Source organism: Arthrobacter sp. PM3 (assembly GCF_003352915.1).
Taxonomy (GTDB): domain Bacteria; phylum Actinomycetota; class Actinomycetes; order Actinomycetales; family Micrococcaceae; genus Arthrobacter.
In genome coordinates, this window is sequence record NZ_CP022314.1 from 942,714 (window position 1) to 964,422 (window position 21,709).

The 21,709-nt window shown below is 64.6% G+C and carries 18 protein-coding genes; 6 read left to right on the plus strand and 12 right to left on the minus strand.

From position 1 onward, the window contains the following. Positions 1-155 precede the first annotated feature (155 nt). From CFN17_RS04430 to mmuM, 9 genes are all read right to left on the minus strand, one after another. A complete protein-coding gene (locus CFN17_RS04430) occupies positions 156-1,142 on the minus strand; it encodes a LacI family DNA-binding transcriptional regulator (protein ID WP_208750151.1) in 987 nt (328 codons plus the stop codon). 149 nt (positions 1,143-1,291) lie between these two features. After that, positions 1,292-2,005, minus strand: coding sequence for a gluconate 2-dehydrogenase subunit 3 family protein (locus CFN17_RS04435; protein ID WP_208750152.1), 714 nt, complete (start codon positions 2,003-2,005; stop codon positions 1,292-1,294). A 36-nt stretch (positions 2,006-2,041) separates the two neighbouring features. Then, complete coding sequence (locus tag CFN17_RS04440) at positions 2,042-3,694, minus strand: GMC family oxidoreductase (RefSeq protein ID WP_208750153.1); 1,653 nt, start codon at positions 3,692-3,694, stop codon at positions 2,042-2,044. A gap of 43 nt (positions 3,695-3,737) precedes the next feature. Further along, positions 3,738-4,688, minus strand: a complete 951-nt coding sequence (locus CFN17_RS04445; RefSeq protein ID WP_208750154.1) for an aldo/keto reductase — start codon at positions 4,686-4,688, stop codon at positions 3,738-3,740. Positions 4,689-4,735: 47 nt separating this feature from the next. Continuing rightward, entirely contained in the window at positions 4,736-5,773 is a 1,038-nt protein-coding gene (locus CFN17_RS04450; protein WP_261792362.1) for an ABC transporter permease, read from the minus strand. A 60-nt stretch (positions 5,774-5,833) separates the two neighbouring features. Further along, positions 5,834-7,411 carry a sugar ABC transporter ATP-binding protein gene (locus CFN17_RS04455; RefSeq protein WP_208750156.1) on the minus strand — a complete coding sequence of 526 codons (1,578 nt, stop codon included), beginning with the start codon at positions 7,409-7,411 and terminating at the stop codon, positions 5,834-5,836. Positions 7,412-7,481: 70 nt separating this feature from the next. Then, on the minus strand, positions 7,482-8,558 hold the full coding sequence (locus CFN17_RS04460) for a substrate-binding domain-containing protein (protein ID WP_261792363.1): 1,077 nt from the start codon (positions 8,556-8,558) through the stop codon (positions 7,482-7,484). 628 nt (positions 8,559-9,186) lie between these two features. Further along, complete coding sequence (locus tag CFN17_RS04465) at positions 9,187-10,512, minus strand: hypothetical protein (RefSeq protein WP_208750158.1); 1,326 nt, start codon at positions 10,510-10,512, stop codon at positions 9,187-9,189. A gap of 178 nt (positions 10,513-10,690) precedes the next feature. Beyond that, entirely contained in the window at positions 10,691-11,659 is a 969-nt protein-coding gene (gene mmuM, locus CFN17_RS04470) for a homocysteine S-methyltransferase (protein ID WP_208750159.1), read from the minus strand. A 212-nt stretch (positions 11,660-11,871) separates the two neighbouring features. On the opposite strand from mmuM, the gene CFN17_RS04475 reads away from it, so the two are divergent. From CFN17_RS04475 to CFN17_RS04485, 3 genes are read left to right on the plus strand one after another with little or no spacing between them, the layout of a single operon-like run. Further along, a complete protein-coding gene (locus CFN17_RS04475; RefSeq protein ID WP_208750160.1) occupies positions 11,872-12,321 on the plus strand; it encodes a hypothetical protein in 450 nt (149 codons plus the stop codon). Beyond that, a complete protein-coding gene (locus tag CFN17_RS04480) occupies positions 12,318-13,070 on the plus strand; it encodes a cyclase family protein (protein WP_208750161.1) in 753 nt (250 codons plus the stop codon). Before CFN17_RS04475 ends, CFN17_RS04480 begins: the two co-directional genes overlap by 4 nt. Positions 13,071-13,102: 32 nt before the next feature. Beyond that, positions 13,103-13,891, plus strand: a complete 789-nt coding sequence (locus tag CFN17_RS04485; RefSeq protein WP_208750162.1) for an IclR family transcriptional regulator — start codon at positions 13,103-13,105, stop codon at positions 13,889-13,891. A 16-nt stretch (positions 13,892-13,907) separates the two neighbouring features. On the opposite strand, the gene CFN17_RS04490 is transcribed toward CFN17_RS04485, so the two are convergent. The 3 genes from CFN17_RS04490 to CFN17_RS04500 all read right to left on the minus strand — a co-directional run bounded on the left by CFN17_RS04490 (position 13,908) and on the right by CFN17_RS04500 (position 17,427). Then, on the minus strand, positions 13,908-14,708 hold the full coding sequence (locus tag CFN17_RS04490; RefSeq protein ID WP_208750163.1) for an IclR family transcriptional regulator: 801 nt from the start codon (positions 14,706-14,708) through the stop codon (positions 13,908-13,910). Between the two features lie 37 nt (positions 14,709-14,745). Next, the gene (alr, locus tag CFN17_RS04495; RefSeq protein WP_208750164.1) at positions 14,746-15,909 is read right to left on the minus strand and encodes an alanine racemase; all 1,164 of its coding nucleotides are present in this window, start codon (positions 15,907-15,909) and stop codon (positions 14,746-14,748) included. Between the two features lie 78 nt (positions 15,910-15,987). Beyond that, positions 15,988-17,427 carry an amino acid permease gene (locus tag CFN17_RS04500; RefSeq protein WP_208750165.1) on the minus strand — a complete coding sequence of 480 codons (1,440 nt, stop codon included), beginning with the start codon at positions 17,425-17,427 and terminating at the stop codon, positions 15,988-15,990. A gap of 300 nt (positions 17,428-17,727) precedes the next feature. Between CFN17_RS04500 and CFN17_RS04505 the strand changes: the two genes are divergently transcribed. The 3 genes from CFN17_RS04505 (at position 17,728) to CFN17_RS04515 (ending at position 21,707) form a co-directional block, all read left to right on the plus strand. Further along, a complete protein-coding gene (locus CFN17_RS04505; RefSeq protein ID WP_208750166.1) occupies positions 17,728-18,780 on the plus strand; it encodes a homoserine dehydrogenase in 1,053 nt (350 codons plus the stop codon). Then, positions 18,773-20,185: an aldehyde dehydrogenase family protein gene (locus CFN17_RS04510; protein WP_208750167.1), complete on the plus strand. Its 1,413-nt coding sequence runs from the start codon at positions 18,773-18,775 to the stop codon at positions 20,183-20,185. The genes CFN17_RS04505 and CFN17_RS04510 overlap by 8 nt, the downstream gene beginning before the upstream one ends. A 112-nt stretch (positions 20,186-20,297) precedes the next feature. After that, complete coding sequence (locus tag CFN17_RS04515) at positions 20,298-21,707, plus strand: aspartate ammonia-lyase (RefSeq protein ID WP_208750168.1); 1,410 nt, start codon at positions 20,298-20,300, stop codon at positions 21,705-21,707. Positions 21,708-21,709 lie beyond the last annotated feature (2 nt).

Below are 21,709 nucleotides of genomic sequence, written 5' to 3' on the forward strand. Positions count from 1 at the left end.
AGTTAGCGCTAACTCAGGCTAGCCCGGTTTGGTAGAAATTTTCAAGACCTTGGTCTTCGCTTTTTAGGAAATGCGTTATGCCCTTTTAGCGACTCATGCCAAAGGGGCTGCCAAAACGGCATGAGTGTGGGAAGTCAGAGCCGCCGGTGTTGGCCCTAGCTTCGTGGCGGTGCCGTGGTATCGCGGAGAATCAGGCGCGGTTCCAGCAGAGGGATATCTCCCTCAGCCTCCTCTTTGATCATTGACAGTACGCGGCCTACAGCGATGTGGCCGATGGCTTCAAAATCAAGCCTTACTGTCGTTAGTGCCGGCCGAAAGTAGGGTGCTTCCTTGACGTCGTCGAATCCCACGACACTGACATCTCCCGGCACGTCCCGGCCGGCCTCGTCCAGGGCCTTGATCACCCCGAGCGCAAAGGGGTCGTTGGCCGCAAAGATCGCCGTGACGTCCTGCCTTGCGGCCAGTTCGCAGCCGACTCGGTATCCCTCGGCGGCGGACCAATCGGACGTTGCAAGCGGCGTGGGAATGACGCGTCCGGCCGCCCCCAGTTCCGCTGCCCATCCTTGGACCCGGGCGGATGTTGCCATCCACCCCGGGGGGCCCTGAACGTGCCACACTGTCTTGTGCCCGAGGTCCAGCAAGTGGCGGACCACCATCCGGGCTCCCTTTACCTCGTTGACGGAAACGCTATTCGGGCTCGGCTGCGATCCTTGCTGGAACGTCACCACGGGAACGCCGATGTCGAGGTCGTCGAGAACGGAAATTGCATCCAGCAGGGGCGCGAGCACGATCACGCCGTCAACGGTGTCCGAATTGATGGACTCGAATGCCGCCCTGATGTCTTTCCGTTCGAGGCTTGCCAGCGTGACTAAACGCGTCGCGTAGCCGTGCTGCCGCGCTTCCTCGGAAATACCGTACAGGGCCACCGTTGGTCCGAGGACCGACAGTTCGAAACTGACGACGCCGATGGTCATTGTGCGGTTGCTGGCCAGAGCGGCAGCCGCCGGATTTCGCCGGTACCGGAGCTGTTCGATTGCGTGCTGGACGCGTCGACGGATGTCGGGATCCACATTGGTTGCCCCCCGGACAACCCGTGACACCGTCTGCTGGGAGACACCGGCGAGCCGGGCGACGTCGGACATCCGGGGGGCCTTCGACCTGGAAGCCAGCCGCTCCCCGCGCCCGTTGAGGTTTCGGGCGTCTGAGGGCGCGGAAGTCGGGGACACACCTCCATTATCCCCGGCTATCCCCGACAGACCAGTGAGCGCGGCTCCTGTCGGCGCGCCCCTCATCAGGGACGCCGGTACCTCAGGACTTCGGGATGCTGATCGTACGGCCACTCTGCCCCCTCAACCATGTACTTGCGGGTCGTGTAGCTGCCGTCCATGGTGGACGCCAGCGACGGGGGCCCGTCGAACCCGATGACGCCCCAGCCGACCCTGTTCTCGTTGCCGCCGTACACCGGGTCACCGTAAAACCCCTGACGGGTGTTGAGCACCAGCAGCGGGAAGAACTCGAGAAAGTCCTCATTGACAGGTTGGTTGCCTGCCGGGGCGCCCCCGAGCCCGGCTTCGGAGTGCTCCAGTGAGAATGCGCTTGGCTTCGATGCCCCCGATAGGGTCTCGAGCACCGCGTCCTGGTCCGCCTCCGAAAGCCCGAGGAACTCGACGTCAGCGCGCTCCTTCGCCAGGCGGTCCAACTCCACGACGCCTTCGCGGTAAAACTCCCGGCGCTGCTTGATGCGCTCCTGCCACGCCGCCTCGTCGCGGCCCTCCATCTGGAGGAACCCGTTCCCGTCTGCGGCCGGGAAGATGAACTGCGTTCCGGCGAGCATCCGGTCAATGAAGCGCACCACTTTGGCTTCACGCGCGCCCGGGTGGTGGTCGGTCGGAATGATCCGCGCCGAGGCCGCCTCGATCGTATTCCACTCGTGCTCGGTGAAGAAGACCGGGCCGTCGACGTCCCGCGTTGAGATGGGCACCGTAGCCCATTCCGCCTGTCCCATGTGACAAACGTCCTTTCGTATCCTGTGAAGCCTGAATTAGTTTTCGGACCAGCCGTGGCGGTCGACCTGGAGGATGCGGTCCGAGCACCGCCAGGCGTTGGCCATGATCGTCAGGGCCGGGTTGATGCCGGTGGCGGTCGGGAAGAAGCTCGCGTCGAAAACGTAGAGGTTTGGTACCTCGTGCGAGCGGCACCACCGGTCGACGACGGACGTTGCCGGGTCGTTGCCCATGCGCGCGGTGCCCAGTTCGTGGGAGGTGTTGCCCGTGATCCGCTCCATGTTGACCGGGATGACCTTCTTCGCGCCGGCGGCCTCGAGGATTTCCCCGTTTTTGGCGACCTGCCAGCGTTCCTGGGCGAAGTCGTTGGAGTGGGGCGTGTGGGTAATGCGGGCTACCGGCAGGCCCCAGGCGTCCTTGACGTTGGGGTCAAGATCGACGCGGTTGTCCTCGACCGGCAGATCGTGCAGCAGGACGCCGATCTTCATGCTGTGGTTGAAGAACTCGCGGTCTGCATCCTTCGCCGCCTGGCCCCAGGTGGGCCGGCCGGGGAAGCTCCAGTTCACCGGGTGGCCGATCATCGACGGGAAGATCAGCGACCCGAGAATGTGGCCGCGGCTCTCGTCCGTCTCGTAGAAGTCGAACGAACACAGGCTCATGTAGTGGCCCGCCCACCCGTACAGCGGGTCGCTAACCTCACGGTCAAACAAGCCAACCGAGAATGAGTACTGATGGAAGGTCGCGTTCTTGCCGACCATGCCGTTGCCGTTGCCGAGTCCGTCCGGGAAGAGCCCGGACTTGGACATGAGCAGCAGGCGCGGGGTCTCGATGCCGCCGCCACAGACAATCACGGCTTTCGCGTGCTGGACGAATTCGTCGCCGTCCCCGTCCTGGTAGCGGACACCGGTGGCGCGGCCGTCCTTGCCGACGAGTATCTCGCTGACATAGGAGTCGGAGCGGAGGTCATAGCGCCCGGTCGCGACCGCGTCCGGAATGAAGCTGATCAGCGTCGATGACTTGCCGCTGCCCGGATCCGGGTACTGCTGCCAGAAGCCGTTCTCGCTGAAGGGCTGGCGGCCCCGGTAGGGTTCGGTGACCATGCCCTGCGGCATCGGGAAGGTGCCATGGCCGAGCTTGGACATCGCGGTGGCAAAAGTCCGCCCGATCTGGCTCAGCGGTGACGGCTTGGTCGGGTAGCCGCGGCTGCGCCACGCCTCCCACTTGTTCGCCCCCGCCAGGCCCGAGGTGCCGAACTCCCACTCAACGCGCGTGTAGTACGGCTCCAGCTCGTCATAGGAGATTGGCCAGTCGACCAGGCTCGCGCCCGGAACATCGCCGTGCAGGCTGCGCAGCTTGAAATCGCTCTCGGCCATGCGCGGCACCATGCCGCCCCAGTGGGTGGTGCCGCCGCCGACGACCTGCGGCGTGGCGGAGAAGTTGGTGATTTCCGCCTCGACCTTGTCATTGGGGCGGTAGGTCCGCGGTTTGATCTTCGGATCCTGCCAGATGAAATTCCGGTTGAGGAACTTGAGCTCGTCTCCCGAGGCGTGCTCGGGCTTTAGCCAGGGCCCACGCTCGAGCCCCACCACCTTCAGGCCCGCTTCGGACAGCACCTTCGCTGCGGTTGCCCCGCCGGCGCCTGCGCCGACGATGACGACATCTACGGGCTCAGGCTGCTTCTTCCTGGTCATTGCTTCGTTTCCTTTCGTAAATTCCTGCTGCTCGTCCCGGCAGTCAGACCGTCACGGCTTCGATGCCGTTCCGGCCCTCGCGGGCAAGGGGCAGGAGCTGGTCCCAGAGTTCCTGAGGGATGTCATGGTTGAGCAGGCCGAGGGTCTCCTCGACCCGGCCCGGCTGGGACATTCCAACGATGGTGGACGCGACGCGCTCGTCCCGCACGGAGAACTGCAGGGCCGCAGCAGCGAGCGGCACACCGTGTTGGGCACACAGCGCTTCCATGCGCAGGACCCGGTCGATCGTCGCCTGGTCGACCGGTGCGTAGCAGTACCGCGGGACGGCGCGCGGTCCCTTCACCAGCATCCCGCCGCCGAACGGGGCTGCGTTCACGAAGGCCACTCCGCGCCGGCCTGCTTCTTCCAGGAGCGGCTCGGCCGTCTGCTCGACGAGCGTGTAGCGGTTGTGGCTGATGACGGCGTCGAACGCGTCCGTCCCAAGGTACTTCAGCTCGAGGTCGATGGGACCTCCGGCTACGCCCAGATACTGGATGACGCCCTGGTCGCGGAGGTCGATGAGGGCCTCCAGCGGACCTCCCTTGGCCACTCCCTCCTCGAACGAGATCTTCTCGGGGTCGTGGAGGTACACGAGCTGGAGCTTGTCCAGGCCGAGACGCTCGAGGCTCTCCTCGACGGACCGCCGCACGCGGTCGCCGGAGAAGTCTGTGGTGCCGGGAATCGGATCGACCTTGGTGGCGACCACGTATCCCTCGGGGATGCCGCCGCGCTCGGCGATCGCCCGGCCGATCCGCTCTTCACTGGCGCCGCCGCCGTACTCGTTGGACGTGTCGATGAAGGTGAACGGCCCGTCGAAGACGCGTTGGATCGTGGCGACGGCGGTGTCCTCATCGACCTCGTAACCGTACTGGGCGGGGAAGCTCCCGAGCGCACTCGTGCCGACACAGACCTCTGAGACGGTCAGATCGGTGCGACCGAAGGGACGAATGGACATGAAATTCCTGCTTTCTGAGGCTGGACGAGCTAAAGATGGTTGGCGGACTAGGCCGGCTGGGTACGCCGGAAGTGTCTGGAGAAGAAACCGGAAATCCTCTGGACGCCGCCGGCGCTGGAAAGGAAGACGGCCAGGACGATCACGGCTCCCTTGATCACCAGCTGCGGCTCCGAGGAGATCCCTACGAGGTTCATGATGTTGATGATCGTGGTCAGGATGAACACGCCGATCACCGCGTTCAGGGGGTCGCCCTTGCCTCCCATGAGGGACGCTCCACCCACGACGACGGCCGCGATGGCGTCAAGTTCGTAGCCGACGCCGATGAGCGAGCTTCCTTGCCTCAGTTGTGCGGCTGCGATAAGCCCTGCGAGGCCGGCCAGCACCCCGGAGATGGTGTACGTGAGGATCAGGTTCCGTGCGACCGGTAGCCCCGAAAGCCTGGAGGCCTCAGGGTTGCCGCCGATTGCGTACAGCGAGCGGCCAAACGTCGTGTATTTCGCCACGAGCGCCGCGACCACGGCGACGATGATGAAAATCAGGACCGGGTTGCGGACGCCAAGGAAGCTGCCGCGGGAGAAGGCCTGAATGAACGGCTGGTCGCGGATCTCGATCAGGCTCGTGGACTGGATGATGTAACTGAAACCCTTGACCGCGCTCATCATGGCCAGAGTCGCGATAAAGGGCGGGATGTTCAGCCACACGACGAGGATGCCGTTGATCACCCCGGCAATGGCGCAGCAGCCCAGCACGAACACGACGGAGACCCCAGCGGGCATTCCGGCCTGCAGGGTCAGTGCCGTGAGGACCGTGGACATGGCCAGGATCGAGCCCACGGAGAGGTCGATGCCGCCCGTCAGGACGACGAAGTACTGGCCGATGGCGAGTATGACGATGATCGATGCGGCGGTGATGACGTTTTCGGCGTTACGGAACGTCAGGAAGTCGTCCGAGACGTAGTAGCCCACCACGATAATCGCGAGGAGCACCAGGATGAGGTAGCTCTTCGGCAGGGCGCGCAGGGCGCCCGCCCGCAGACGCGAGCCGATGCTCGCTGAGGGGGAGGAAGTGTCACTGCGTTGGGGCAATGGTGACAGGGTCCGGGACATAGTTGTTCTCCTGGATAGAAAGTCTGGTGGATGGCGCCGTCAGGCGAAGCGTTCGAGAATGGCGTTGCCGGCGGGATCGATCTCGTCATGGTCAAGCTCTGCGACGACACGCCCGCGCGCCATCACGAGGACGCGGTCACACATCATCGCCTCCGTGATCTCCGAGCTCGCCACCACGACGGTGCCTCCGGCCTGCGCGAACTCGCGGATGAGCTCGTACATGTCTTCCTTGGCCCCGACGTCCACGCCGCGGGTGGGCTCGTCGCACACGAGGATGCGCGACTGGCGCACGAGCCACCGCGCCAGGATTGCCTTCTGTTGCGTCCCGCCGCTTAGCGTCTTCAGGGGTTGGGTTACCCCGGAGACCTTCATGCCGAGGCGGTCGACCATGTCGGCGGCGACGCTGCGCTCCCGCCGAGACTGGATTACACTCAGCCGGCTGAACTGGGGAAGGCTGGCCAGGGTGATGTTGCCGGCGACCCCCATATCCGGGATGAATCCCGCAGCCTTCCGGTCCTGCGGCAGCAGGCCGATGCCGTGGCGGATCGCGTCCCGCGGCGCACGGAAGTCCACCGCCTGCCCGTCGACGCTCATCTCTCCGGAAGTGCGCTTCCGTGCACCGGCTATGAGGCCTGCCAGCTCGGACTGGCCGCTCCCAATGAGTCCGGAGAGACCGAGGACCTCGCCTTCGCGCAGCTCGAACGAGACCTCGTCCACGGACCCGCGCTCGGAGATGTTGCGGGTGGAGAGGATGACACGTTCGCGGGCGCCGGGGCCAAGGCGTGGCGAGCGTTCTCCGCGGAGCGCGGCGTCGGCAATGGACCCTTCCAGGCTCTTTCCCACCATCGCCGTGACGACGTCGGCCGGCTTGGAATCTGCCGTCTTCAGGTCCGCGGCATTCACACCGTCGCGCAGCACAGTCACGGCGTCGCAGAGCGAGAAGAGCTCGTCCATGCGGTGCGAAATGTAGAGCAGCGTTACGCCCTGCTCCGAGAGGGACTTCAGGACGGTGAAGAGCCGCTCAACGTCGGGCATCGGCAACGTCGACGTGGGCTCGTCCAGCAGGAGGACCCGCGCGTCCTTGTGGAGCGCCTTCGCGAGTTCCACCGCTTGCTGCTCTGCAGTGGAGTAGCTGCCCACGGGGCGCCGCACGTCGAGGTCGAAGCCCACCCGGTCGAGGGCCGCTCGCGCTTTGGACTGCATCCGCTGCCAGTCCACGGCCGCACCGCGGCGCAGCGGCAACTGGCCGAGGAAGATGTTCTCGGCCACCGACAGTGAGGGCACGAGCGAGAGTTCCTGGTAAATGGTGTGGATGCCAGCCTGCTGGGCATCCATCGGATCCCGGAAGCGCTGGAGCTCGCCACCCAGGCGGATGCTCCCCGTGTCCGGGGACTCGGCCCCGGAGAGGATCTTGACCAAGGTGGACTTGCCGGCCCCGTTCTGCCCGGCAAGGGCGTGGACCGAGCCGCGGCGGACGCTGAAGCTGACACCCTTCAGCGCGTTCACGCCGGGGTATGACTTCGTGATGCCGTGGAGTTCGAGTTCTGGGGCACCTGACTGCGATTCCCCTGCCGTCCCGGTGGCAGGTGCCACCGGGACCGGGTTGTTGGCGGGCATAATTGTTCCTTATCTAGGACTTCGGGGCAGAGCGGGGCCGGCTGCAGATCGCTTGTCGAGCCGGCGGACGTTAGTCCTTGGCCCGGACGTAAGTGTCCGTGGGGACGTAGTACTTGGCCGCGTCGGCGGGCGTGACTACCGTCGTGTCGATGTAGTTCGTCTTGCTTGGGCACTGCGACTGGTCGCCCTTTGCCGCGGCGATCGCCATGCGCACGGCTGCGGCTCCCTGATCCCACGGCTGGTTGGACGCGTCAGCCTGGAGCGGGCCCTTCGGGTTGTCCACCATTTCCTTGATGGCTCCCATGCCGCCGTCATAGCTGGCCATGATAATCCCGTCGCCCCAGAGACCAGCCTGCTGCAGGCCTTGGACTATGCCACCGTGCATGACATCGCTCATGCTGTAGACGACCTTGAGGTCTGGATTGGCTGTGGCGACGTCGCGGATAGGGGCCAGCGCCTTGTCCGGCTTCCACTCTCCGTACTTCGTGTCAAGCTTCACAGTGGTCACACCGGGGTGCTTTTCCATTACACGGTTCCAGCCGGCCATGAAGCCGTTGAAGCGAAGGTCGCTCAGCACGTCTCCCGGGAAGCCGCCGATGCCCACTATCTTGATTTGCCCGCTGTCGCCGTACTTCTCGAGCGCCTTCTTTGCGGCTACATCGCCGGCAAGCGCGCCGGTTTTCTCCTGGTCCTCCGCGACGTAGCAGAACATGTCCGGAACCAGAGACTTATCAACGCTCGAGTTGACAGTCACAACCGGGATGCCCGCGTCCTTCAGCGCCTGAATCGAGGGGCCAACGCCCAACGGGTCATTCGGGTTCATGACGACGACGTCCACGCCCTTTGTGATTAGGGTCTGTACGTCCGCGTTTTGCCGCACAGTGTCACCGTTGGCGTCCAGCAGCTCGAGCCGCGCCCCGACCTTGCTGGCCTCGGCCTGGCCGCCCTCGACCAGGGTCTTCCACCAGTCACTGCCACTGATGCCGCGCTGGCTCCAGCCGATGACCAATCCCTTGCCTGTTGCTTTCTCCCCGCCGTCAGCAGCCGTTGCAGCACCGCTCTTGCACCCGGACAGCCCGAGTGCGGAGACCGTCAGGATCGAAGCGCACAGCGCGACAGTGGCGAGCCTTCGCCTCCGACGGACCACAGTTGTACTCCTCCGCATAAACAACACTCCCTTGTGTATTTGACCGCCCCGCCGTCGGGGCTATGTGAGTCAAGTTACACGTGAGTTAGCGCACTATCAATGGCTTGCTGGAAATATGTCCAAGATTAGCTTCGCTCGGGTTTTCAGCCGCCAAGTAGGCTTATATTTAGGGGATGATCCCACCAGCTCCAACGCTGAGCGACAATGAAGTCCAGCGGGTTATCGCTAACTCATCGGTCCTTCTAAGCCCGGGTGCCGTTGAAACGGCGGGACGAGTGAGAACCGGGTCTGTCCGGTGCGGCGGATCCCCTGCGGGGCCGGCGCGTAGGGAGCAGCAGCCAGGTCGCCTTGGAGCGGGTGCCGGCACAGGCCCGCTCCTGCCCGGGGAAGCATTCGAGCCTGGCCTGCACAACGACTAACCGTCCACCCCGGTGGGCGAAAAGAATCAGCAGGTGCCGGGCCGGCCTCAAATCAAAATTCTACGGCTGGCCACATTGGGAGACGACTGCGTTTCGTGCAGACTTCGAGGACATATTGGCCATTCTGTGCACAGAGGACCGGGCGGCTGATCCACCCCGGCGCCATCCTGGAGTCCTCAAGGTCTCGCGCCGCCGGGATCTCGGGAACGTCAGCAGCCGGGCGGCCTGTATTCGTAGGTTCCCGCATCGGCCGCGCCCTGGCCCTGGCAGTCGGCGCCCTGGGTGGCGGTCCTGCCGTCCAGGTCCGCGGGGAAAGGACTCGCCCCGGCCCGATCGATGGCAGGGCTCCCCGCGGCGAGGTGGAGGTCCGCGGGCGCGTTCACGAAGCCGGCAGGTTCGGTGGTGGACGTGGCGCTGGGAACGATATTGGTGGGGCCGTTGAGGACATTGCTTTCCTCGGTCCAGCCGGAGCCGTCCATCCACAGCGAGTTGCGGACCGCCACAAGGATGTTGGCCCTGATGACCGTGGACTTCGGGCAAGAGGCGTGGCAGACGACCGCCTGGGAGTCCTGGCCGTCCAGCCACACGGTGTTGTGCTCGAACGTGGTGCCGTTGGTCGGGCCGAAGGAGGAAGTATCGCCGCGGGCGATCAGCCCCATGGCCTGGGCACAATCAGGCACGCAGGTGGCCCTGATGAGGTTGTAGCTGTACGTATTGCCGTCGGCGGTGCCACTCCGGCCGCGGCCGATTTCGGAGAAGACGTTGTTGTCCACCGCCACGTTGTGGTGGATTTTGTTCCGGTTGCCGTTATAGATCTCGAATGCGCTGCCGTCATGGCCGAAGTCATAGGACAACGCGGTGGAACCTGCGACGGTGTTGCCGGAGAATTCGTTGTCGCTGCCGTTGATGAGGAAGCCGAAGGCACCGGAGTCGTCGCTGCAGTCCACGGCGGCTTTAGTGTCGCAACCCGTCCCCGGGGTATTGACGTTCATGATGTTGTTATCGGTGACCGTGTTGTTGACGTAGCTGCCGAAGTCGGAGCCCTCGCTGACCTTGATGCCCGCGGCGTTGTTCCGCGCGGCAGAGTTCCGCACGAGGTTGTGGTTCCCGTAGATGCTGATGCCCGCATAACCGCACGAGTCCGCCTGCAGGCCGTCCACAGCAATGAAGCTCCCGTCCAACCTGACGCAGGTGCCCTGCAGCCCTCCCGTGATGACTGGCAGCTCCCCGGTTCCGTAGGCATTGAATGTGATTCTGAGCCGGGTGGTGCCGCTCCTGCTGACTGTGAGGCCGCCGGAGAACACGTCACCGCGGCGGAAGCTGACGGAGTCGCCGGGATGCAGCACCGCGGCGTTGACCTTATCGAGGCTCGCCCACGCGGACTCGGGCGACGCCCCGTCGTTGCTGTCGCGGCCGTCCGCGCTCACGTAATACGTGGCCCCGGCCGCCGACGCCGGCGCAGAGGCGCCGCCCAGCAGGCCGCCCAGGAACAGCAAAATGACCAGTGTGGCGGCGGCTGTGGGCCTGATCTTCATGGATGCACCTGGGTTCTCGCCATGTATCCGCGGATATCCGGGTGCCGCTGCGCTCCGCGTCCGGCGGAGCGCAGCGGCACCCTGAGTGGCTTAACGCTATGAGGGCGCCAGATCCAAGTCAATGAATCCGGCTCGGGCAGCGCCCAGCCCGGCAAGCACCTTCCGGCCAGGGCCGTCCCTAGGGTCCCGCCACGGCGGCAATGTCCAGCGGGGTAGTCCGGCAGCATCCCCCGACGAGCCGGGCACCGAGGGAACGCCAGATCGGCGCCCCCTCGGCGAGGCTTGCCGGCGCTGGAGTGTCGCGGCCAGCCAGGCTGCCCGCGTCCCTGCCACCCGTCACGGCCGGCCCCCACGTTTTGGTGACTGCGTCATAGCTTTCGCCGGAATTTGGGTACGCGATCAGGGGTGTGTCGGTGGCTTTGCCCAGAGCCCGCAGGGACGGGGAGACCAGCCCCAGCGGCACACAGTTCACGCCTATCGCCACCACGAGCGGTTGCCCGCTGAAGAAGTTTGCCACCTCAGCCAGAGGCGTACCGTCGCTGATGTGCCCGCCGTCCCGCAGCGTGAAGGAGAACCAGGATTCGACGTCGAACTCTTTCACGAGTGCCAGCAGCGCGTCGGCCTCCGGCAACGACGGCAGGGTTTCACAAGCGAGGAAGTCCGCTCCGGCCTCCACCAGCGCCGCAATCCGGGGGCGGTGGAATTCCATGAAGTCGTCGCGGCTGAGAACGTAGTCGCCCCGGTATTCGGATCCGTCCGCGAGGTACGCCCCGTAGGGCCCGACCGATCCTCCAATGAGCAGGGGGCCGGCATCCGCATTTTCGGCCAGGTACTCGCGGCGTGCTTCGTCGGCCAGGCGCACGCTCAAGGCCACCAGCCCCAGGGCTTCTTCCTCGTCGATGCCGCGCCGGGCAAATCCCAGGGGTGTGGCCTGGTAGCTCGCCGTGATGGCGGCCGTAGCTCCGGCGCGGAAGTAATCGTGATGGACGCGCTTGATCAACTGCGGCTGTTCCAGCAGTACTTTTGCCGACCACAGAGGGTCTTCCAGGTTGCAGCCGTGCGCCTCCAGCTCGGTGGCGAGGGCACCGTCCACTGTGAGGTTCGCTCCGGAATTGAGGAGGAGGGAGAGCTTTGCGTTAGTAGGCATCGTTTGGGGCTCCAAGCGGTTCGGTTCGTTGTTGACTGCCATGCGGACGCGACGCCTCGTGGTCCGGCAATGCAAGCTAGCACACCGTCGGGCGACACGGTCATCACCCCAAGTGTGCGTAATAAGCATTTTTCAATGCTTGTAATGAACATCACTCTATGCCACCATGGCATCCAGAACACCTTTTGTGACCCCGCAGGAAGAGGCATCCCTTGAAAATTGAAATGAAAGCAGTACGCAAACTGCGCGTGCATTGGCCCATAGCCTCGGAAACGCTCGCCCGGCTCAGCAAAGGAGACGCAGACGCACTAAAGGACGAGGCAGGCATCGCGGCGCTGCTCCAGGCCCTGTCGGAATCCCCGGATCTAGGAGATTTTGGCAACTACCGGCATGTCTTCGAATCCGGAGTCGGTTTCGAAGGGTTTACCTGCGCGGAGGGCGCAAACCCTACGCTGGGTCAGGTGGGCCAGCGGACCATTTCGCCAACCTTCGTCTTCACGACGTATTTCGACGCGCTGCTCGATGAAGCCACAGTGGAACGCTTCCTCCAGCGCATCATCGACATCCACCCCTGGGAGGTGCCTGTCATTGAACTGACCGGGCCAATCACCGTCTCCAGCACCGCACTTCCGGCATTCAGTGAGAGCGGGGCCGCGCGATGATTGAAGCCGCCACGGCCGGACTTTGGAACGATCTGCAGCCGCTGCTGGCAGGCAGATCGTTCACCGATCTGACGCACGCCTTCCACCCCGGCCAGCCACATTTTCCGGCATTCCCCGACGAACAAAGAGAGGCCCTCTTCGACCTGGAGAACGGCGATGGATTCACCGCCCATCGCTATTCGATCGTGGGCCAGTGGGGAACGCACGTGGATCCGCCCTCGCACTTCATCCGCGGAGGACGCACGTTGGACCAGATTCCCGTGGAGGACATGGTCCTCCCGCTGGTCATCCTCGACATCACCTCGCGGGTCGCGGAAGACGCCGATGCCACGCCCACCGTCGAGGACATCCATGCATGGGAGCGCCGCAATGGTGCCATCATGCCCGGGGCCTTTGTGGCATTGCGGACCGGCTGGAGCCGCCGCTGGCCCGACACCGGTGCCATGGCAAACCGGGATGAGGAGGGGATCAGCCATACGCCGGGATGGTCGCAGGAGGTCCTCTCCTTCCTGATTGAGGAGCGCTCGGTTACCGCCGTCGGCCATGAGCAGACGGATACGGATCCGGGGAGCGCCACATCCCGCCAGGACTTCACCTTGGAGACCTACGTCCTGGCGCAGAACCGGTGGCAGATCGAGCTGATGGCCAACCTGGACGGGCTTCCGGAAGCAGGCGCGATCCTCATTGCGAGCTGGCCGAAGCCGCTGCAAGGCAGCGGGTTTCCGGCCCGGGTCTTCGCCATCCACTAGGACGCCCCGGTCCAGTGGCTAGAATCGGTTTCATGTCTAAGACGTCCAGCATGGGCCGGGGAATCATGGCGGTCCTGGCAGTCGGCGCCCGCAGTACCGGAGGGCTGCCTGGCGGAACAGTTGCTGACATAGCTGCTGATCTTGGCCGGGACCGCAGCCAGGTGTCGCGCAGCCTCCGGACCGCCGAGCAAGAGGGATTCCTGGCACGCGGCGGGCAGAGGTCGTACACCCTGGACTGGTCGCTCCTGACCGATGCCCAGCTGTTGACAGAACAGCGTCTCCAGACGGACGGCGCGACTGCCCTGGAACGCCTGGCCGGAGAGACCGACGAAGGATGCTTCCTTGGCGTTCTGCGGGGTGACAGTACGGTCACCATCGGCGAGCGCGTTCCGGCAAGCAGCAACATGGTCGGCTCCTGGCTGGGCCGGCCCTACCCGGCTTTCTGCAGTGACGCCGGCCAGGCGTTGCTGTGGGAGGCGTCCGACGCTGAGGTCCGGAACATCTTCTCCGGCGTCCCGTTCGTCCGGCACGGCCCTAATACACCGCTTGACGTCGAGGACTTCCTGTCACGACTGCACGGGGCGCGGGCCCGGGGATACTCCGTTGTCGATGAGGAAGCCGAACCGGGGCTGTATTCCCTGGCCGTTCCGATTCGGGACTTCAAGGGCGACGTGGTGGCAGCCTTGCAGGTGGTGGGCACCAAGACACGCCTGGAGCCGCGGCACGAACTCTGCGCCACGGCCTTGGTTTCCTGGGGGGAGTGGCTTGAGTCCAGGCTCGGGCATGCCGTGCAGAAGAACCCGACGGCGGGTCAGGTGTGACACCCGGAACGATGCATTAGCTGGCAAGGTCCTTCCGGCCGGCGTCGGTCCGCGTGCGGCCGTCCACCGATCCCAGCCGCGCCGCTGCTGACGTAAGAGCCGCCGCAATGTCATCGGCCCTGGAGATGATCTCGGCCCGGCCGCCCAGGACGCTGAGCGAGGCAAGGATGGAGCCGGCGGCGCCGCGTACCGGAACTGCCAGTTCGTAGACTCCGTGCTCGAATTCCTCTTCCGCGACAATGTAGCCCCGCACCCTGTCGCGCTCCATCAGGTCGGCAACCTCCTGGGTCGAATGGGCCGCCCCCGGACCGCCGACGCCGATGAAGTTCACGTCGCCGAGGAGGGTTTGGAGGGCCGGCTCCGGTTCGTCCCACAGCAGGGCCCGGCCGGCCCCGGTGCACCACACGGGCGTCACCATGCCGGGTTTGACGAAGCTTCCGGGGACCGCGTCGTTGCTGGAGGCGCGCAGGAGAATGACGCGGAAGCCCTCGCGGGCACAAACCCTGGCTCTCAGTCCGAAAGAAGCCACCAGAGCCTCAAGTTCAGTTCTCGATTCACGGACCCATCCGGCATTCAGCGCCGCGGCCAGGCCGAAAAAACGCGGGCCGGTTCGGAACGGGCCACGTTCGACCCGTTCCAGCAGTCCCAGCTCGCACAACTCCTGCGTCAGCCGGGAGACACGGCTCTGTTCCATGTCCAGCTCGGATGCCAGCTGGGAAACCCCGAGAAGCCGCCTGCCCCTCTTCTCCCGGTCCGCGACCAGCCGAACTATGCGAAGCCCCTGGGCCACGGATGACGCTTCCGCGGATGCATCCACGCTGCACGCTCCTTCCACCCGATACCTACGCCCATTCTCACATGTGCTCGTCGTTGACCCGGATGCGGTTTCCTTGCGCCCACACAGTGTAGAGGTCCGCGAGTATCGCTGAATTAGCTGCCTCCAGCTCCGCGGGAGCGATTTCGGCGTCCCCTTGCCGCCCGAACAGCACGACTTCGTCTCCCGGCGCAACGTCCGGCAGGTCGGTGACGTCGACAACCATCGAATTCATGGACACGACGTCGACTATGGGCGCGCGTTGTCCGCGGACAAGCACGCTTCCCTGCTTGGCCAGTGCCCGCCGGTAGCCGTCGCCGTAGCCTGCTGTCACGGACGCCAGTCGGGATTCGCGGCCGAGAGTGTGGGTCAGCCCGTAGCCGACCTTCGTCCCGGCGGCATAGCGATTGATGGAAGCGATCCGGGCCTTGAAAGCCAGGCACCGCTGGAACTGCGGCGTGGTCAGCCCCGAATCGCCGTAAAGCGCTGCCCCGGCCCGGACCATGTCCAGCCACGAGTGGCCCACATGCAGCGCGGCATAGGAATTGGCGCAGTGCAGCAGCACCTCCTGCCGGGGAGTTCCGGTCAGCTGAAGCAACCTCAGCGCCTGGCTCTGAAAACGTGAAAGAGCCGCTTCGATATGGCTGGTGTCGTCCGTGGGAAAGTGCGTCATGATGCCGGCCAGCTGAAGCCCCGGGTGGTTCACAATCGCCGCCGCCGTTGCCCGCCCCGGCGCGGAGGAGACGTCGAGGCTGTGCCTGCTGATGCCGGAGGAGTTGATGTCGAGGTGGATGCGCACCGTCTTCCCCGCGCCGGCAGCGATCCTGTGCATCTGCCATGCGCTCTGCGGGTCGGCTACAAGTTCTTCGATGTCATAGCACATGCCGGCCGCGACTTCCTGCGGCGCGGCCGCCCGCACACGCAGGATCCGGCCCGTATGACCGCAGCGGCGTGCGATAGCCGCCTCCTCGTTACTGCCTACCCCGATGAACGGAACGCCCAGGCGAACGAGGGACGGCAGCAGAAGATCCGCCCCATGGCCGTAGGCATGGGATTTGATCACTGCACACAGCAGCGCCCGGTGATCGAGCATGGACAGGAAATTCCGGACGTTTGACTCGAAAGCGGCAGCGTCAATCTCCAGCCAGTTCCCGGCGTTCCGGCCCGCACTGCGCAGTTGTTGCATCAAGTCTGGTGAGTTCATGGCCTCTCCATAGGACAGCTTCGCGGCGGGGAAGGATGCCCCGCCGCGAAGCTGAGTAGACGATGGCTGATGACGGCGTCAGGACGCCTGGTTCGCCCGCGCCGGGCGACCGTACTTGAAATGGAAGAAGGCGTAGCAGGCGCCAACAAAAGCGACGCCGAAATAGAGGGCCGCCACCTGGTTCGGGTCAAAGGCAATACCGATGAGCGAAATGAGACACAGCGAGAAGGCCAGGATCGGCACCAGCGGGAACAGCGGCGCCTTGTAGGGAAGGGCAGAGACATCGCCGCCGTTCCTGACGAAGGACCGCCGGTGGAAGAAGTGCGAGGCAGTGATGGACATCCAGACCCCGACGACGGCAAACCCCGCCACCGACACGAGAGCCAGGTAGACGGTTTCGGGTGCAACGACACTGCTGATGAGCGACGCCAGGCCGCCGAGCATGCTGACGGAGAGGGCGATCATGGGGATCCCGCGGCGGGTCAGCTTCTTCAGCACCAGGGGGGCGTGCCCTTCGTCAGCAAGGGAGTAGAGCATCCGGGCGCAGGAGAAGAGTCCGCTGTTTCCGGCGGAGAGCAGCGCGGTGATGATGACGAAGTTCATGATGTCGGCGGCAAACGGAATGCCGATGGACGAGAAGACCGTCACGAACGGACTTTCATCCAGCCCGACCTGCTCGAACGGGATGGTGGCAGCGATGACGGCGATGGCGCCGACGAAGAAGATCAGCAGGCGGATGACTGTGCTGCGCATGGCCTTGGGGATGCTGGTGGCGGGGTCGGCAGTCTCGCCTGCTGCCACGCCAATGAGTTCGGAGCCGGAGAAGGCGTAGAACACCGCAAGTGCTGTGATGAGGACGCCGGTGAGGCCGTTGGGGAAAAGGCCGCCGGAGGTGTTGAAGTTCTCAAACAGGCTGGGGTGGTTGGCACCGGCACTGAGTGGGTGGAAGCCGAACAGCGCAGCGCCGCCGAAAACGATGAGGACCACGATTGCGCCGACCTTGACGATGGCAAACCAGAACTCGGATTCACCGAAGAACTTCGAGGAAACTGCGTTGAAGCCGAAGAGCACCGAGGCGAAGATGACGCACCAGACCCAGACGTCGACACCGGGGAACCAGCGCTGCATCAGCAGACCCGAGGCCGTGAACTCCGATCCGATGGCCACGGCCCAGCAGAGCCAGTAGAGCCAGGCCGTGACAAAGCCGGTGGCCGGGCCGATCGACCTCGCAGCGTAGATATGGAACGCGCCGGAGACCGGATAGGCGATGGCAAGTTCGCCGAGGCAGGCCATCACCAGGTACACAACAAAGGCACCGATGAGATAGGCGATGACCGCCCCGAGCGGGCCGGCCTGGGAAATGGTGTAACCGGAGCTAAGGAACAGCCCGGACCCGATCACCCCGCCCATGGCGATCATGATCAGGTGTCGCGCCCCCATGGACCGCCGGAGTCCGGAATCGGTCGACGGCGGCATCGTGGGCTGTGGTTCAAGCTGAACAGGTGCTGAGGGTTCCATGGTTTCTCCCAGGTGAGTGGACAGGTCTGATGCGAAAGGCGCGCACATCGCCCCGCGTCCGGGACGGGCCGCCACCAGCGGTGCGGTGGCGATAGTGATGAAAGTAACACAAAACAGAGATTTTGGTCATTAAAAACATTTCATCATGCCTATGTTGCACGTAAGTTACTTCGAAGTGCCGATGGCGAATCGGCAGTCAGATGGTCACTTCGCCCTGTTTTAAGGTCACAATCACATGCACCGACGGACATGGAATGCGGCGAGCATTGGAGGACAGACGTAACCCACTGAAGGAGCACCATGACCACCTACGACATTGCGCTGATCGGCTTCGGCGGCGTCAACCGGACACTGGCCGAACTCATTGCAGCCCGCGGCGAGACGCTTCGTTCCGAGCTGGGCTTCGGCCTGCGGGTCGTGGCCATCACCGACCTCCGACTCGGCTCACTGGTCCAGCCCGAAGGCATCGACCTCTCCGTCGCCCTCAAACTCGGCGGCGGCAGCGAAACGTTCGCCGCGCACGGCGGCTCCGCGGACACCAACAATGAGTCAGTCATCCGCAACTGCACCGCCGACATCATCTGCGAGGCCACTTTCACGAATCCCGACGACGGCGAGCCGGCGGTTTCGCACGTGCGGTGGGCCCTCGAATCCGGCAAGAGCGTCTGCACGACGAACAAGGGCCCGGTTGCCCTTCGCGGTACGGAGCTGACCGCCCTGGCCGAACGGAACGGCGTGTATTTCGAATTCGAGGGTGCCGTCATGAGCGGCACTCCCGTCATCCGCCTGGCCAAGAAGATGTTCGCAGGGCTGAAGCTGAATGGTTTCGAAGGCATCCTCAACGGCACCAGCAACTATGTGCTCGGGCGGATGGAAGCCGGACTGGACTTCGCAGCAGCAGTCAGTGAGGCACAGGAACTCGGTTACGCCGAGGCCAACCCCGCAGCAGATATCGAGGGGTACGACGTTCAGCTCAAGGTTCTCATCCTCGCCAACGAACTGCTCAACGCAGGCATGGAACTCAAGGATGTTCAGCGCCAAGGGATTTCGAGCGTGACGCCGGAAAATATCCGGAAGGCAGCCCTCGAGGGACGCCGCTGGAAGCTCGTCGGCGCGGCACGGCGGAACCCGGACGGCTCCGTGACGGCAGGTGTCTCCCCCATGGCGCTTCCCCTCGACCACGGGCTGGCCGGGGTTTCCGGCGCGGCCAACGCCGTGTCCTTCGAGACCGACCTCCTGGGGGCAGTGACGGTTTCGGGACCGGGAGCAGGCCGCGTGGAGACCGCCTACGCGCTGCTCTCTGACATCATCGCCATGCACGCAGCCAGGACGGGAGCAGCTGCAAATGTCTGAAACCACGCTGTGTTCGACAGAAACCGGGCTGCCGCAGTTCCGCGACGTGACGAGCCCGTTCGACGGCAGAGTGGTCGGCGCGGTTGCGCTGACCGATGCCGCGGGCGGCGCGGCCGTGATCGAAACGGCCCGCATCGGTGCCCGCAAGGCACGGGCGCTGTCCCGCAACGCCCGCGGAAAGATCCTGGATGGTGCCGCCGCGGCGATCGAGCAGCGCAACGAGGAATTCGCGCAGACCATCGTGTCCGAATCAGGGAAAACGATCCGCCAGGCACGTAAGGAGGTCCTGCGCGCGGTCAACACGCTGCGCCTCTCCGCCGCCGAAGCCCGCCGGAACGCCGGCGACGTCATTGCCTTTGACTCGTACGAGGGCTCGGAGGACCGCACCGGCTGGTACTCGCGCGAGCCCTTGGGCATCATTGCCGCGATCACTCCTTTCAACGACCCCCTCAACCTGGTGGCGCACAAGATCGGGCCGGCAATCGCCGGAGGAAACGCCGTGATCCTCAAACCCTCCGCGTTGACTCCCTTGTCAGCCCAGCTGCTCACGGACGCCCTCCTGGGCGCCGGGCTCCCGCCGGAAGCCCTCACGATTGTCCATGGTGACCGGGAAGTGGCCGAAACGATCATCAGATCCCGGGACGTGCGCATGGTGTCCTTTACCGGGGGGTTCTCCACGGGTGAGAGTATCGCCCGCACCGCAGGCCTGAAAAAACTGTCCATGGATCTTGGCGGAAACGCGCCCGTCATTGTCCTGGAGGACGCCGACATCGGCAACGCAGTGGATTCCTGCGTCTCCGGAGCGTTTTGGGCCGCCGGCCAGAATTGTGTGGGCGTACAGCGGGTCCTCGTGGCCGCGCCGGTGTACAGCGAGTTCCGCCGTCGCTTTCTTGCGGCAACGGCACGGCTGGTCGCAGGAGATCCGTCCGATGAGCGGACAGACGTCGGGCCCATGATCAGCCCCGCTGCGTTGCAGGAGCTCCAGTCCAAGCTGGACACGGCCGTGGATGCCGGCGCCCTGGTCCTCGCAGGCAATGTCACGGACGGCAATGTGCTCCGCCCCACCGTCCTTGAAGCGGTCCCGGCGGACAGCCGGCTGTGGAAGGAGGAGGTTTTCGGACCAGTCGTCATGCTCCGTAAGTTCGACACCTTTGACGAGGCCGTCGAGGTCGCCAACGAGATCGAGTTCAGTCTTCATGCCGGCATCTTCACCGATTCCCTGGCCAAGGCCATGGACGCAGCGCACCGGCTCGAAGCAGGGGGCGTCATGATCAACGATTCCTCTGACTACCGGTTCGACGGCATGCCGTTCGGCGGAGCCAAATACGGAAGCATGGGCCGGGAGGGCGTCCACTTCGCCTATGAGGAAATGACCCAGCCCAAGGTCGTCTGCATTAGGAACTGACCGGTCCGGAGGGGCGCGGGCCTCGCGCCTCTCCGGATCCGGGCCGGCACCGAACAGGGCCCCCACCGCGCCGATGTGCACCCACCCAACCAGACAAAGGATGAAAAAGACCATGACCACCCGCATCGAGACGGATTCGCTCGGCTGCATTCCCGTGCCGGCCGCAGCCTATTGGGGTGCACACACCGCCCGGGCCCTGGAAAACTTCACCATCAGCGGCATTCCGGTCTCCCGCCACCCGCACCTGGTGCGCGCCCTGGCGATGATCAAGGATGCCGCTGCGCGGGCCAACTGCGAACTGGGCATCCTGGACCCCCGGGACGCGACGGCGATCCGCGAAGCGTGCCGGGACATCCAGAATGGACAGCACCATGACCAGTTCTGCGTCGACGTCATCCAGGGCGGCGCCGGCACGAGCACGAACATGAACGCCAACGAAGTGATCGCGAACCTGGCACTGGAAAAACTGGGCCACCGCCGCGGGGAATACCAGCACCTGCACCCCATCGATCACGTCAACCGGTGCCAGTCCACCAATGACACCTATCCGACAGCGATCAAGCTGGCCCTGATTTTCGCAACCGAAGAACTCCACCGTGAACTGGGCAACCTCGCCGCATCAGCCCGCACCAAGGGCGCCGAATTCGCCGGGATTGTGAAAATGGGACGGACACAGCTCCAGGATGCAGTCCCGATGACACTTGGGCAGGAGTTCAATGCCTTCGCCGCGACTCTGGAAGAAGACCGTGCCCGGCTCATGGAATCCACCATGCTGATGCGCGAGTGCAGCCTGGGCGCTACCGCCATCGGGACCGGTATCACCGCCGAAGCCGGCTATCAGCAACTCGTGATTCGAGCGCTTTCGGAGATTTCCGGCGTCGCGCTCCTGCCCGCCCCGGATCTCATCGAAGCAACGTCCGACGTGGGCGTTTTCATGCACATCTCGGCCATGCTGAAGCGCACGGCCATAAAGCTCTCCAAATTCAGCAGCGACCTCCGGCTGCTCTCGAGCGGTCCGCAGAACGGATTCGGGGAGATTGTCCTGCCCCCGCGCCAGGCAGGCTCGTCAATCATGCCGGGAAAGGTCAACCCTGTGATCCCGGAGGCGGTGAATCAGATTGCCTTCGCTGTCGCCGGAGCTGACACCACGGTGACGATGGCCGCGGACAACGGCCAGCTCCAGCTCAATGCTTTCGAACCTGTCATCGCCCATGTCCTTCTCCAGAGCATTTCGTGGCTCGAACACGGGGCCCGCATCCTTCGCCAGTACTGCCTGGAAGGCATTGAAGCGAACACCGGCCATCTCGCCCGCCAAACGGCAGCCTCGGTGGGCCTTGCCACGGCGCTGATACCCGCTATCGGGTATGGCGCCGCGTCAGCGGTGGCACGGGAAGCCCTTCAGGACGGATCGACCATTCTCGACGTCGTTACCGGCAGGAAGCTTTTGGACCGGGACGAGGCCCGGTCACTGCTCGAATCCGCCGTTGCACCCGCCGGCACGGCAGGGGTGTCCGGAGCCTGACC